13 protein-coding genes and 1 pseudogene are annotated in these 12,670 nt (G+C 67.8%); 9 read left to right on the top strand and 5 right to left on the bottom strand.

Going from position 1 to position 12,670, the window contains the following annotated elements; genetic code table 11:
• Nucleotides 1-18: 18 nt before the first annotated feature.
• A complete protein-coding gene (istB, locus tag MRB47_RS09580; protein WP_011805003.1) occupies nt 19-756 on the top strand; it encodes an IS21-like element helper ATPase IstB in 738 nt (245 codons plus the stop codon).
• Between the two features lie 153 nt (nt 757-909).
• Here istB and MRB47_RS09575 read toward each other — a convergent pair.
• Nucleotides 910-1,560: pseudogene (locus MRB47_RS09575) on the bottom strand (integrase arm-type DNA-binding domain-containing protein); the annotation flags it as partial.
• A 296-nt stretch (nt 1,561-1,856) separates the two neighbouring features.
• Nucleotides 1,857-2,264: a GlcG/HbpS family heme-binding protein gene (locus MRB47_RS09570; protein WP_011805615.1), complete on the bottom strand. Its 408-nt coding sequence runs from the start codon at nt 2,262-2,264 to the stop codon at nt 1,857-1,859.
• Between the two features lie 227 nt (nt 2,265-2,491).
• Between MRB47_RS09570 and MRB47_RS09565 the strand changes: the two genes are divergently transcribed.
• Nucleotides 2,492-3,184, top strand: coding sequence for a Bax inhibitor-1/YccA family protein (locus MRB47_RS09565; protein ID WP_252102556.1), 693 nt, complete (start codon nt 2,492-2,494; stop codon nt 3,182-3,184).
• Nucleotides 3,185-3,297: 113 nt separating this feature from the next.
• Nucleotides 3,298-3,684 (top strand): hypothetical protein, encoded by a 387-nt coding sequence (locus MRB47_RS09560; RefSeq protein WP_088886992.1) that lies wholly within the window; start codon nt 3,298-3,300, stop codon nt 3,682-3,684.
• 75 nt (nt 3,685-3,759) lie between these two features.
• Here the strand turns inward: MRB47_RS09560 and rlmD are convergent, their stop codons facing one another.
• Entirely contained in the window at nt 3,760-5,208 is a 1,449-nt protein-coding gene (rlmD, locus tag MRB47_RS09555) for a 23S rRNA (uracil(1939)-C(5))-methyltransferase RlmD (RefSeq protein WP_252102555.1), read from the bottom strand.
• 49 nt (nt 5,209-5,257) lie between these two features.
• On the bottom strand, nt 5,258-5,584 hold the full coding sequence (locus MRB47_RS09550; protein ID WP_015913035.1) for a hypothetical protein: 327 nt from the start codon (nt 5,582-5,584) through the stop codon (nt 5,258-5,260).
• Between the two features lie 142 nt (nt 5,585-5,726).
• Between MRB47_RS09550 and MRB47_RS09545 the strand changes: the two genes are divergently transcribed.
• The 5 genes from MRB47_RS09545 to MRB47_RS09525 all read left to right on the top strand — a co-directional run bounded on the left by MRB47_RS09545 (nt 5,727) and on the right by MRB47_RS09525 (nt 8,335).
• Entirely contained in the window at nt 5,727-6,281 is a 555-nt protein-coding gene (locus MRB47_RS09545; protein ID WP_252102554.1) for a sigma-70 family RNA polymerase sigma factor, read from the top strand.
• Between the two features lie 15 nt (nt 6,282-6,296).
• Entirely contained in the window at nt 6,297-6,752 is a 456-nt protein-coding gene (locus MRB47_RS09540) for an anti-sigma factor family protein (RefSeq protein ID WP_252102553.1), read from the top strand.
• Nucleotides 6,749-7,219, top strand: coding sequence for a Spy/CpxP family protein refolding chaperone (locus MRB47_RS09535; protein WP_252102552.1), 471 nt, complete (start codon nt 6,749-6,751; stop codon nt 7,217-7,219). The genes MRB47_RS09540 and MRB47_RS09535 overlap by 4 nt, the downstream gene beginning before the upstream one ends.
• Nucleotides 7,220-7,355: 136 nt before the next feature.
• Nucleotides 7,356-7,835 (top strand): hypothetical protein, encoded by a 480-nt coding sequence (locus MRB47_RS09530; RefSeq protein WP_015913031.1) that lies wholly within the window; start codon nt 7,356-7,358, stop codon nt 7,833-7,835.
• A 152-nt stretch (nt 7,836-7,987) separates the two neighbouring features.
• Entirely contained in the window at nt 7,988-8,335 is a 348-nt protein-coding gene (locus MRB47_RS09525; protein WP_015913030.1) for a DUF4148 domain-containing protein, read from the top strand.
• A gap of 56 nt (nt 8,336-8,391) precedes the next feature.
• Here the strand turns inward: MRB47_RS09525 and MRB47_RS09520 are convergent, their stop codons facing one another.
• Nucleotides 8,392-8,871: an Lrp/AsnC ligand binding domain-containing protein gene (locus tag MRB47_RS09520; RefSeq protein ID WP_011805624.1), complete on the bottom strand. Its 480-nt coding sequence runs from the start codon at nt 8,869-8,871 to the stop codon at nt 8,392-8,394.
• Nucleotides 8,872-8,942: 71 nt separating this feature from the next.
• On the opposite strand from MRB47_RS09520, the gene putA reads away from it, so the two are divergent.
• Nucleotides 8,943-12,665, top strand: a complete 3,723-nt coding sequence (gene putA, locus MRB47_RS09515; protein ID WP_252102551.1) for a trifunctional transcriptional regulator/proline dehydrogenase/L-glutamate gamma-semialdehyde dehydrogenase — start codon at nt 8,943-8,945, stop codon at nt 12,663-12,665.
• Nucleotides 12,666-12,670: the final 5 nt, after the last annotated feature.

Genomic DNA, 12,670 nt, shown 5'->3' with positions numbered 1-12,670 from the left:
ACCTAACAAGGAAGAACCATGCTCAACGAACAGACCTTGAACCAACTGCGCGCCCTGCGCCTGGACGGCATGGTGGCCGCCCTCAGCGACGCGGCCACCCACATCACGGCCAGCGAGCTGCCCTTTGAACAACGCCTGGCGCTGCTGGTGCAGCGCGAGGTGGACTGGCGTGACAGCAAGCGCCTGGAGCGCCTGTTGAAGGCGGCCCGCCTGAAGGTCTCCAGTGCCTGCCTGGAGGACATCGACTGGCGCGCCAGCCGGGGCCTGAGCCGAGAGGTCATCACCAGCCTGGCCGGCGGGGACTGGCTGCGCCATGGCCACAACGTGCTGCTCACCGGCGCCACCGGGTGCGGCAAGACGTGGCTCGCCTGCGCACTGGGGCAGCAGGCCGCGCGCCTGGGCTTCTCGGTGCTCTACACCCGCGCGCCACGGCTGCTGCAGGAGCTGCACGTGGCCCACGGCGATGGCAGCCTGGGCAAACGGCTGGCGCAACTGGCGCGGCTGGACCTGCTCATCCTGGACGACTTCGGCATCGCGCCGATTGCCGCGCACGAGCGAAACGACCTGCTGGAATTGCTGGACGACCGGGTGGGCACGCGCTCGACGCTCATCACCAGCCAGTTGCCGGTGACGGCCTGGCACGCCTGGCTGGACGAGCCCACGCTGGCCGACGCCATCCTGGACCGCATCGTGCACGGCTCGCACAAGATAGCCCTCAAGGGCGAGTCGATGCGCAAGCTCACCAAGGCCGTCTGAGCCGGCCGCGCCGACCGCCATTCCACGCTGATGGCGGACACTTCGGCTACGATTTGAGCGTCACTCAGGACACCCGCGCAACGTGTCCGCCATCGCCTGGAACGCTGTCCGCGATGGGAATGGAATCACTGTCCGCCATCAGTGGAATGCGCACAGATGGCGGAAGATCCGCCCCATGTCCTCGTCGCTGATGAGGTGCGTCGCCTTGCCGTTGGGGTACATGGGGACGTGTCGGCACGGGTTGGTACCGTCCGGCCGGTAGCCCCAGACCTCGGCCATGTTGAACATCTTGCGCATGACGCTGAAGGCACGATTCGCCTCGGCCGGCTTGTACGCCATCTTCTTCATCGCTCCGGCCACGTCCGGTCGCTTGACGTCCTGCACTTTCATACGACCCAGCATCGGGACGATGCAGCGGTCCACGACGCCCTGGTAGCCTCGCTGGGTGCTGGGCTTGTTGCGCTGGGCGGAGTACTCCTCCATGAACTTCTCGCACAGTTCCTTGACCGTGGGGGCAGCGCGGGCTGCGGCCTTGGCCGCACTGGGGTCGCCGCCTCGGCGGACCTCAGCCAGCCACTCCTGGGCCAGCGAGCGGGCCTGCTCGACGGTCAGTTCGCCGTACAAGCCCAGGGCGGGCTTGCGGCGCTCGCCGGCGTTCGTGCGGTACTGGAGCATGAACACCTTGCGCCCGGCTGGGGTAACCTTGCACAGGAAGCCTGGGACCAGCGTGTCCCTGAGTTCGATGGCCAGTACTTGGGGTTGTGCCGCATCGATAGCGGACTTGGTGAGTTTGATTTTTGCCATGACGACTCCTCGGAAAGACCCGATTCCCAGGAGCCTCATAGGGGCCAGCAGAAGGGAAGCCGGGTCAGGTTTCGGAAAGCACCGGCATATGTTGAACTCGCCTAAGTCCTTGATAAACCTGCTGTATCGGGCTTTGGCGTAGTCCAGCGAAGTTCGGTGCTGGCGTCATGGTGAAATGAAAAAACCGGCCCACGCGCCGGTTTTTCTGTTGGAACCCAATATGTTTTTGGCCTCCAGCGCCCTTCCAACAAGCGCTAGCAGCTATCAAAACAATAGTAATCGCTCCCGATGAGCGCTTACAGCCCGATCGCCGCAATCCCCGCGCGCGCAATCTGCGCGTCCTCATGGGACTTCACGCCGCTCACGCCCACGGCGCCCAGGCACTGGCCGTTCTTCATGATGGGTACGCCGCCTTCCAGCATGCCCTGCAGCGCAGGCGCGCTCAGGAAGGCCGTGCGGCCGCCGTTGATCACGTCTTCATAGCCCTTGCTCTCGCGGCGGCCCAAGGCGGCCGTGTGGGCCTTGGCCGGCGCGATGTGCGCGGACACCGCTGCGGCCCCGTCCAGGCGCTGCAGCCACAGCAGATGTCCGCCGTCGTCCACGATGGCGATGGTCACGGCCCACTGGTTCTTCAGGGCCTCGGCCTCGGCGGCGGCGGCGATCAGCTTGACGTCGGAGAGTTCAAGTTCGGGTTTGGTCTTCATGAGGCAGTCCTGCAGGAGGTGGGTGGATGCGCCTGGTCAGCCGGCAAGGCGCACAACGGAAAACGAAAAGCATAGTGCCAGCGGGCCCGCCCAGTGCCCCGCCGCAGGGCAAAAGAATGCAACCCATAAAGTACGGGATGGTGCGCGGGTATTGCATTCGGCGCCAAAAGCCACCACCTAGAATCATTCGGGTCTGCGCTGTGCAGGCCAATCAGGAGAGAAACCAGATGAACCCAGAAATCACCAGTGTCAGCTCCGCGGGCTATGGCATCTCGCAGGAGCAGCGCCACCGCGTACTGCGCAACACGTACTGGCTGCTGGCGCTCAGCCTGCTGCCCACCGTGCTGGGCGCCTGGATCGGCGTGGCCACGGGCATCACGCAGTCGCTGCGCGGCGGCCTGGGGCTGATCGTGTTCCTCGGCGGCGCCTTCGGCTTCATGTTCGCTATCGAGAAAACCAAGCGCTCGGCCGCGGGCGTGCCGGTGCTGCTGGCATTCACCTTCTTCATGGGCCTGATGCTGTCGCGCCTGATCGGCATGGTGCTGGGCTTCAAGAACGGCACCGACCTCATCATGACGGCCTTCGCCGGCACGGCGGGCGTGTTCTTCGTCATGGCCAGCCTGGCCAGCGTCATCAAGCGCGACCTGTCGGGCATGGGCAAGTGGCTGTTCGTGGGCGCGCTGGTGCTCATGGTGGGCGCCATCATCAACGTGTTCGTCGGCTCGTCGGCGGGCATGATGGCCATCTCGGTGGCAGCGATCGGCATCTTCAGCGCCTACATGCTGTACGACCTGAAGCAGATCCTGGACGGCGGCGAGACCAACTACATCAGCGCCACACTGGCGCTGTACCTGGACATCTTCAATGTGTTCCAGAGCCTGCTGGCCCTGCTGGGCATCATGGGCGGCGAGCGCGACTGAACGGCCTTCCCACCGCACATGCGTCGCAAGGCCCCGATTTCCGGGGCCTTTTTCACGTCCGCCCTTGGCTGACAGCCTCAACTTGACGGCACGCCTGCCGATAACCCCTGTACATGCTGCCTCGCCACCACCCCCTCCTTGCCGCCGGCGCTCGCGCCGCCCTGATCGCTGCCGCACTGCTGCCGCTGGCGGGTTGTGAGATTCCCGGCATGGGGCCGGACCCGCGCGTGGCCCAGCGTGAGGCCGAGGCCAAGGCCATCGGTGGCGCCTGCCGGCATGCGCTGCGCGGGCTGGAAGACTGCTTCACGCTGAACCCCAAGGCCCCCAAGGCCCAGGTGTTCGCGGGCTGGAAAGACATGGATCTGTACATGCGCGAGAACAAGATCGAGGGCACGGCCTCGGTGCTCACGCAGTTGGAGAAAAAGCCCGCCAGTCGCCGCGCAAGCGACGAAGAGGCGGACCTGCAGACCGAGGGCCGCACCTCCCGCAACCGCAGCTGATGCTATCCAAACGATAGCTGCTGGCGCTTGCTAGACAAGCGCCCCTGGCCAAAACGTCTTGAGCCACCGCGGGGATCAGCCCCGCTCGAACACTGCCATGCTCTCCACATGGGCCGTGTGCGGAAACATGTTGACCACCCCCGCAGCCACGCAGCGGTAGCCCGCCTGGTGCACCAGCAGGCCCGCGTCCCGCGCCAGCGTGGCCGGGTTGCAGCTCACGTAGACGATGCGCTGGGGGGGCTGCCAGCCTTCATGCCCAGCGGGCAGCGGCGGCGCGCCTTCGGCACCGATGCGCGCCTGGTGGATGTCCGCCAGCGCCTTGGACAATGCGAACGCCCCCTCGCGCGGCGGGTCCACCAGCCATTTGTCGGCGGCGCCATCGGCAATGAGCATCTCAGGCGTCATCTCGAACAGGTTGCGCGCTACAAAGCTGGTAGCTGCCAGCGCAGATCCATCCTGCCTTTGGGCCTGATTTGACTGGTAATTCTCGCGCGAACGCGCCACCAGCGCCTCACTGCCCTCGATGCCCAGCACCTCGCGCGCCTGGGTGGCGATGGGCAGCGTGAAGTTGCCCAGGCCGCAGAACCAGTCGATCACGCGCTCGTCCTTGCGCGCGTCCAGCAGGCGCAGCGCGCGTGTGACCAGCACGCGGTTGATGTGCGGGTTGACCTGCGTGAAGTCGGTGGGTTTGAAAGGCATGGTGATGCCGAAGTCGGGCAGCCCATAGGCAAGCGGCTCGCTGCCCTCGTCCAGCAGATGCACCGTGTCCGGCCCCTTGGGTTGCAGCCACCATTGCACGCCATGCACGGCGGCAAAGGCGCGCAACTTGTCTTTGTCCTCCGGGGACAGCGGCTCCAGGTGGCGCAGCACCAGCGCCGTGACCGTATCACCGCAGGCCAGCTCGATCTGCGGGCAGGTGTCGCGTGCGGCCATGCTGCCGATCAGGGCGCGCAGCGGCATCAGCATGGCGTCCACATGCGGCGGCAGGATCTTGCAGGTCTCCATGTCGGCGATGTAGCGGCTCTTGCGCTCGTGAAAGCCCACGAGCACCTTGTCCTTCTTGGGCACGTAGCGCACGGACAGGCGCGCGCGGTAGCGGTAGCCCCAGGCAGGGCCTTCAATGGGGCGCAGGATGGTCTCGGCCTTCACTTTCCCCAGGTGCCAGAGGTTGTCTTCCAGCACGCGCTGTTTCACGGCCACCTGTGCCGCCACGTGCAGATGCTGCATCTTGCAGCCGCCGCAGGCGCCCGCGTGCAGGCCGAAGTGCGGGCAGCCGGGCTGTACGCGCTGGCTGGACTGGCGGTGGACTTCCGTGAGGCTGGCCTGCTCCCAGTTGTTCTTCTTGCGGTGGGTGTTGGCGCTGACCAGCTCGGTGGGCAGTGCGCCGTCGATGAACACCACCTTGCCATCGGGCTTGCGCGCGACGCCTTGGGCGTCCATGTCCATGGCGGTGACTTCGAGCCAGCCGGGGGGAAGATCCGTGGAGGTGGGCGGTGGTGGGCTGAATTCTGTGGGGTCGCTCATGCCCCGATTGTCTCAGGCCGGCCCACCCCTGCCGCCGCGCGGGCGGCTTTCAGCTGCGGCTGGCGCGCGGCGCACGGGGCGCGGTGGGGGCGCCTGCAGCGGCATCCTTGCGGACCGCAGCCACATTGGAAGGCAGGCGGTTGACTTCCACCTCGCAGCCATAGTTGTTCAAGGAAAACACCAGCGTGCCGCCGGGCGCGACCTGGGGCAGGGTTTCGTGCAGGTTGCGCGACAGGTCCACAGGGGGGGTCTGCGAGCGGTAGATGACCTGCTGGTCTGCGCCATAGATCACGTAGCAAGTAGCCCACGCGCCCGGTGCAAACAGTCCGGCAATCATGGCGGCGGCGGAGGCCGTGGCAAAGCGAATGGCTCGCATGAGGGTTCCCTTCCTTCTTGTGCTGTGAATGCGGCGCATTATTGCGGAGTTTGCGCCCGCCCCGGTAAGCGGCTGTTCCCGGCCCCGCCCCGTGTCGACGGTTTCATGGAACTTTTGCTGCGGCCCTGCGTTGAAAGAGGCAATGCGCCCCCTGAGCCACCTTGAAGAGAGCGACTGCATCGCCCGCGCCCAGCGCGGCGAGGTCGCGGCGTTCTCCGAACTGGTGGCCCGCTACCAGGACCGCATCTACCGTTTTTTGTTCCGCATGACGCGCTCGCAGGAGGATGCGCGCGAACTCGCCCAGGAGACTTTCTTGAACGCCTACCAGGCACTGCCCCGCTGGCGGCCGGACGCACAACTGTCCACCTGGCTGTTTCGCATTGCGCGCAACCAGGCGTTGGACCTGTTGCGCCGCGCGCAGCGTGTCGCGTTCGTGGAACTGGACGAGACCCTGTCCGAGCAGGTGCCGGCGGCCACGCCCACGCCCGAGGCTGCACTGCAGGCCCGCCAGCGCATCGAAGCGCTGGAAGGCGCGCTGCAGCGGCTCTCGGTGGAGCACCGCGAGATCCTGCTGCTGCGCGACATCGAAGACATGGCCTACGAGGACATCGCCGAGGTGCTGGGCATCAGCCTGGGCACCGTCAAATCCCGCATTGCCCGCGCACGCGCCGGGCTGCTGCAACTCATGCCACGCTGAACGCAAGGAGCCGCCATGAACTGCCCTCGCACCGAAGACCTCTCCGCTTTGATCGACCATGCGCTGCCCGCGCATGCGCAGGTCGCGCTGCAGCAGCACCTGCACGCCTGCCCCCTGTGCAGCCAGCACCTTGCCGCATTGCAGGCACAGCGCCAGCAATTGCTGGCCCTGCCCTCGCCCGCGCTGGGCTTCGACCTGGCGGCGCAACTGCAGGACCGCCTGGCGCAGGCCCTGGCGCAACGCCCCACCCGGTCCCGGCGCACCGGCTGGAGCCTGCTGGGCTGGATGCCCACGGGCCTCGCCGCGGGGGCCGCGCTGGTGTCCGGCGTCTGGCTGGGGGGGCTGCTGCTGGGCACGGGCGCGGCCCTTCCGGCTGCCAGCCCTGCCATGGCGCGCGTGTTCGACCCTGTGCCACCAGGCGGGCTGTGCGCCGCCGCCGAAATCTGCCGTTTGCCGAGAACCCTGCCATGAAAAACCCTGCCTGGATTCGCACCCTGCTGGCGATCTCGCTGGCGCTCAACCTGGGCGTGGTTGCGGCACTGGTGCTGCGCCCTGCGCCGGACTCGGTGCCCGAGGGCGGCGCGCCCCCCGTGGTCCACCTGCCCGACTACCTGAAGCTCACCCCCGAACAGCGCGCGCGCTGGGAAGGAATGGAAGCCCCCTTCCTCCATGACCTGTCGTCCAACTGGAGTGACATACGCCGCCACCGCGAAGCCCTGGTGCGCCACATCTTTGCTGATGCACCAGAGCGCACCGCCATTGACGCCGAGCAGGCCGCCATCGCCCGCCTGCAGGCCACGCAGCAACAGCGCGTGATTGACCAACTCTTGGCCGAGCGCGCCATGCTGGACGACGCCCAGCGCACGCGGCTGCTGCAATTGCTGCTGACCCGCTATGCAGAAGAAGCCACCGAGGAGGAAATGCTGCACCGCAAGTGAACGCCGAGATGAGAGAAGGAAAAAGGTATAAATGAGATGGAACATTGAGGCACCCCCTTCGTTGAAGTAGGCAAGGCAGCCACACATTCCCTTGAGCGGCTGCCTTGATGGTTCAACTTTTCAACGGAGCATTCTCATGAACACCTTCACCGCACTGCTGCTGTCCGCCGCCCTGGCATCCCCGCTGGCCGTTTACGCCGCCGACGCACACAACCATGGCGGCAGTGCCGAAACCCACCAACTGCAGCTCAACGCCGGCAAGAAGTGGGAAACCGACGCGCCGCTACGCAAGGCCATGACGGCCGTGCGCGGATCGGTCACGCAGATCCTGCCCACCGCTCACTCGGGCAAGGCCACGCCGGCCGATTACGACGCCTTCGCCAACACCGTCAACCAGCAGGTCGCCTACATGGTGGAGAACTGCAAGCTGCCGCCCGCCGCCGATGCACAGCTGCACATCATCGTGGCCGACCTGATGGCCGGTGCCGAGGCCGCGCAAGGCAAGCACGGCGAGGACAAGCGCGCCGAGGGCGTGGTCAAGGTGGCCCAGGCCTCCAATGCCTACGGCAAGTACTTCAGCCACAGCGGCTGGAAGGCCATCCCGCTGGCCCACTAAGGGGCACACCGCAAGTACTGGAGGGGCGGCTGCACACCCCGGTGCATGCCAGCCCCCTTCCAAGCATTCATCTGCTGTGAGCGCCCCTTTGCGCCCCCCCTGCGCAAGGGCGGGATATGCACGCTCCGGCAAACCAACACAGGATATTGAACATGACGAATCGCCGACTTCCCCTTTTCTCCGTGATCGCAAGCGTGGCTGCCGTCGCAGCACTCGGTCTGCCAACGATGGCATCTGCCGGCTACTGGCACTCTGCCAACAACGAAGCGGGCGTGGTCGTTCACCCCGAGCACTTCAAGAGTGATCGGACCCGTGAGCAAGTCAGGGCAGAAACCGAGACCGCAGTGCGACAGGGCCGCCTGTCCTATGGGGAAAGCAGCTTTCCGGAACCGGCACCCTCAACGGCTTCGACCAAGACCCGCCAGCAGGTGATCGATGAGATGCGCAACGAAACATCGACACAACACAGGGAACGCCAATCGCTGTACCCGGCGGGCTGATGGGAAAACACAACGCCCGCACGACGCGGGCGTTGCGTCTTCCGTACCGAGGGGCTTCAACCCAGGTACAGGTGGTTGGAGTGCTTGACCTCTTCCATCACCGCGTAGGTGCGCGTCTCGCGCACGCCGGGCAACTGCCACAACACGGCGCCGGCGAACTGGCGGTAGGCATTCATGTCGGCGCAGCGCGTCTTGAGCAGGTAGTCGAAACCGCCGGCCACCATGTGGCATTCCATGACCTCGGGATGCACCTGCACCGCGGCCTTGAACTGGTCGAACACGTTGGGCGTGGTGCGGTCCAGCAGCACCTCCACGAACACCAGCATGCCCGCGCCCAGCTTGAGGGGATTGAGCCGCGCCTCATACCCCAGGATGTAGCCTTCGCGCGTGAGCCGCTGCACGCGCGCGAGCACGGCAGTGGGCGACAGCGCCACGGTCTCTGCCAGCTTGAGGTTGGAGATGCGCCCATCGTCTTGCAGGATCTTCAATATCCTGCGATCGATGCGATCCAGATCAGTGGGGAATTGGCCGGTCATTGAGCAAAAATTCGGTGGTGCTTGCCGATTTTAGTGATTCATTCGCCATTCACCCAAGGATGATGCGGCCCATGACAAACGCCGCCCCCCACGCCGCCCACTTTTCCCCTCGCCCCCGCGACACCGACCCGCTGCGCCTGGCGGTCACCCAGGCTTGCCGCCCGCCCGAGCCTGAGGCACTGGCGCCGCTGCTGGCGCAGGCGCGCCTGCCCGCTGCCATGGCGCAGGACATCCAGGCGCGTGCCCTGCGCCTGGCGCAAGGGCTGCGCCAGCGCGAACATGCCAGCGGGCGGTCCGGCCTGGTACAGGGGCTGCTGCAGCGGTTCGCGCTGTCCTCGCAAGAAGGCGTGGCGCTGATGTGCCTGGCCGAAGCGCTGCTGCGCATTCCCGACGCGGCCACGCGCGACGCGCTGATCCGCGACAAGATCGGTACGGGCGACTGGGCCGCGCACCTGGGCAAGAGCCCGTCGCTGTTCGTCAATGCGGCCACCTGGGGCCTGCTGCTCACCGGACGGCTGGTGACCACGCACAGCGAAGGGGGCTTGAAGGATGCGCTACGCCGCATCACCGCACGCGGGGGAGAGCCGCTGATCCGCAAGGGCGTGGACGTCGCCATGCGCATGATGGGCGAGCAGTTCGTCACCGGCGAGACCATCGAACAGGCGCTGGGCAAGGCGCGCACCCTGGAGGCACGGGGCTTTCGCTATTCCTACGACATGCTGGGCGAGGCCGCGCTCACGGGGCACGACGCCGACCGCTACATGCAGTCCTATGTGGATGCCATCCACGCCATCGGCCGCGCCAGCGCGGGCCGCGGCGTGTACGAAGGGCCCGGCATCTCCATCAAGCTCAGCGCGCTGCACCCGCGCTACGCCCGCGCGCAGTGGCAGCGCGTGATGGACGAGCTGTACCCGCGCGTGCTGCAGCTGGCGGAACTGGCGCGCGGCTACGACATCGGCCTGAATATCGACGCCGAAGAGGCCGACCGGCTGGAGCTGTCGCTGGACCTGCTGGAGCGCCTGTGCCATGCGCCGTCCCTCGCGGGTTTCAAGGGCATCGGCTTCGTGATCCAGGCCTACCAGAAGCGCTGCCCGCGCGTGATCGACTACTGCATCGATCTGGCGCGCCGCAGCGGCCACCGCCTGATGATCCGGCTGGTCAAGGGTGCGTACTGGGACAGCGAGATCAAGCGCGCCCAGGTCGATGGCCTGGCGGACTACCCCGTGTACACGCGCAAGGCGCACACCGATATTTCCTACATCGCCTGCGCACGCAAGCTGCTGGGCGCACCCGACGCGGTGTACCCCCAGTTCGCCACGCACAACGCGCAGACGCTGGCCACCATCTATGAGCTGGCGGGCCCCGCGGACTATCGCCCCGGCCAGTACGAGTTCCAGTGCCTGCACGGCATGGGCGAGCCGCTGTACGAGCAGGTGGTGCCCGAGCGCCCCTGCCGCATCTACGCCCCGGTGGGTACGCATGAAACGCTGCTGGCGTACCTGGTGCGCCGCCTGCTGGAAAACGGCGCCAACACCTCGTTCGTGAACCGCGTGGCCGACGCCACGCTGCCGCTGGAGGCGCTGATCGACAACCCCGTGGACACGGTGGATGCCGAGGCCCGCGCCGAAGGCGGCGCCGGCCTGCCGCACCCGCGCATCGCGCTGCCCCCGCAGCTCTACGGCCCGGCGCGTGCCAATTCGCAGGGCCTGGACCTGGCGGCCGAGCCCACGCTGCAGTGCGTGGCCGACGCGCTGGCCGCCAGCGCCGCCACGCCGCTGGAAGCCACACCCCTCATCGCCGCCGGCGCTCCCACCGGCCCGCGCGCCCCGGTGCGCAACCCTGCCGATGCCACCGATGTGGTCGGGCAGGTGCAAGAAGCCACCACCGCCGATGTGGACGCCGCGCTGCGGGCTGCCGCCGCGGCGCAGCCCGCCTGGGCTGCCACGCCACCCGCAGAACGTGCACGGCTGCTGCGCGCCGCGGCCGATGGGCTGGAACGCGATATGCCCGCCCTGCTGGCCCTGCTGATGCGCGAAGCCGGCAAGACCTGCGCCAACGCCGTGGCCGAGGTGCGCGAGGCGGTGGACTTCCTGCGCTACTACGCGGCGCAGGTGGATGGGCACTTCGACAACGCCACCCACCCGCCGCTGGGGCCGGTCACCTGCATCAGCCCCTGGAACTTCCCGCTGGCCATCTTCATGGGCCAGGTGGCCGCCGCACTGGCCGCGGGCAACGTGGTGCTGGCCAAGCCGGCAGAGCAGACGCCCCTCATTGCCTGCCAGGCCGTGCGCCTGCTGCACCAGGCCGGCGTGCCTGCCGCCGCCGTGCAGTTGCTGCCCGGCCGCGGCGAGACGGTGGGCGCGACGCTGGTGGGCGACGCGCGGGTGATGGGCGTGATGTTCACCGGCTCCACCGAGGTGGCGCGGCTGCTGCAGCGCAGCCTGGCCGCACGGCTGGACGCCAGCGGCCGGCCCATTCCGCTGATCGCAGAGACCGGTGGACAGAACGCATTGATCGTGGACTCCTCCGCCCTGCTGGAGCAGGTGGTCGCGGACGTGCTCACCTCGGCCTTCGACAGCGCGGGCCAGCGCTGCTCCGCCCTGCGCGTGCTGTGCGTGCAGCGCGACTGCGCGGACCGCCTGCTGGAGATGCTGCGCGGCGCCATGCAGGAACTGCGCATGGGCAACCCCACGCAACTGGCGGTGGACGTAGGCCCGGTGATCGACGAGGAGGCGCGCGCCACGATCGCGCGCCACATCGAGCGCCTGCGCGCCAGCGGCCGGCCGGTGTTCCAAAGCCATGCCGGTGGGCAGGGCACGGCGCATGGCACCTTCGTGCCGCCCACGCTGATCGAGCTGAACAGCATCACCGAGCTGGAGCGCGAGGTCTTCGGCCCCGTGCTGCACGTGGTGCGCTACGAGCGCGGCGAGCTGGACGCGCTGCTCGCGCAGATCAGCGCCACGGGCTACGGCCTCACCCAGGGCCTGCACACCCGCATCGACGAAACCGTGGCCCAGGTGCTGGCCCACAGCACGGCCGGCAACGTCTATGTGAACCGCAACATGGTGGGCGCCGTGGTCGGCGTGCAGCCTTTCGGCGGCGAGGGCCTGTCGGGCACGGGCCCCAAGGCAGGCGGCCCGCTGTATCTGTTGCGCCTGCTGTCGCGCCACCCGGCCAACGCCACGCACGGCGCGCTGGCGGCGACGGCCGTGCAGGTGCCCGACGCCAGCGCACAGCCCGCGCTGCTCGCCCCGCTGTCGGCGCTGGAGCACTGGGCCCATGCGCAAGGCAACGCAGCGCTGGCACAGGCCTGCGCGGCCCAGGCGCAGGCCAGTTGCGCGGGCCTGGCCTGCACCCTGCCCGGCCCCACCGGCGAGCGCAACACCTATCGGCTGCTGCCGCGCGAACGCGTGCTGTGCCTGGCCGACACGGACGAGGCGCTGCTGCTGCAGTTGAGCGCGGTGCTGGCCGCGGGCGCGCTTGCGCTCTGGCCGCAGGACGCGCAGGCCCTGTGCGCCACACTGCCGAGCGAGGTGCAGGCGCGCATCGCCCTGGTGTCCGACTGGCGCGGCGATGGCCTGGGCTACGACGCCGTGCTGCACAGCGGCAGCCCGGAAACGCGCCGCGTGGAATGCCAGCGCGTGGCCCTGCGCCCCGGCCCCATCGTGGGCGTGACGGCGGTGGACGGCCCCGCCGATGCGCTGCAGGCGCCCCTGCGCCTGTTGCTAGAGCGCGCGGTCAGCATCAACACCACGGCGGCAGGCGGCAATGCCAGCCTGATGACCATGGCGTGATGCCA

The organism is Diaphorobacter sp. LI3, assembly GCF_022807955.1.
Classification (GTDB): domain Bacteria; phylum Pseudomonadota; class Gammaproteobacteria; order Burkholderiales; family Burkholderiaceae_C; genus Diaphorobacter; species Diaphorobacter nitroreducens.
The sequence above is the reverse complement of the archived record's forward strand: the minus strand, read 5'-3'. Positions and strand labels throughout refer to the sequence as shown.

What these genes read in the sequence shown, in the direction of transcription:
- MRB47_RS09570 (WP_011805615.1), bottom strand. Translation starts at nt 2,264, where the DNA reads ATGAAGACCAAACCCGAACTTGAACTCTCCGACGTCAAGCTGATCGCC.
- rlmD (WP_252102555.1), bottom strand. Translation starts at nt 5,208, where the DNA reads ATGAGCGACCCCACAGAATTCAGCCCACCACCGCCCACCTCCACGGAT.
- MRB47_RS09545 (WP_252102554.1), top strand. Translation starts at nt 5,727, where the DNA reads ATGCGCCCCCTGAGCCACCTTGAAGAGAGCGACTGCATCGCCCGCGCC.
- MRB47_RS09560 (WP_088886992.1), top strand. Translation starts at nt 3,298, where the DNA reads ATGCTGCCTCGCCACCACCCCCTCCTTGCCGCCGGCGCTCGCGCCGCC.
- MRB47_RS09550 (WP_015913035.1), bottom strand. Translation starts at nt 5,584, where the DNA reads ATGCGAGCCATTCGCTTTGCCACGGCCTCCGCCGCCGCCATGATTGCC.
- MRB47_RS09540 (WP_252102553.1), top strand. Translation starts at nt 6,297, where the DNA reads ATGAACTGCCCTCGCACCGAAGACCTCTCCGCTTTGATCGACCATGCG.
- MRB47_RS09530 (WP_015913031.1), top strand. Translation starts at nt 7,356, where the DNA reads ATGAACACCTTCACCGCACTGCTGCTGTCCGCCGCCCTGGCATCCCCG.
- putA (WP_252102551.1), top strand. Translation starts at nt 8,943, where the DNA reads ATGACAAACGCCGCCCCCCACGCCGCCCACTTTTCCCCTCGCCCCCGC.
- MRB47_RS09535 (WP_252102552.1), top strand. Translation starts at nt 6,749, where the DNA reads ATGAAAAACCCTGCCTGGATTCGCACCCTGCTGGCGATCTCGCTGGCG.
- MRB47_RS09525 (WP_015913030.1), top strand. Translation starts at nt 7,988, where the DNA reads ATGACGAATCGCCGACTTCCCCTTTTCTCCGTGATCGCAAGCGTGGCT.
- MRB47_RS09565 (WP_252102556.1), top strand. Translation starts at nt 2,492, where the DNA reads ATGAACCCAGAAATCACCAGTGTCAGCTCCGCGGGCTATGGCATCTCG.
- istB (WP_011805003.1), top strand. Translation starts at nt 19, where the DNA reads ATGCTCAACGAACAGACCTTGAACCAACTGCGCGCCCTGCGCCTGGAC.
- MRB47_RS09520 (WP_011805624.1), bottom strand. Translation starts at nt 8,871, where the DNA reads ATGACCGGCCAATTCCCCACTGATCTGGATCGCATCGATCGCAGGATA.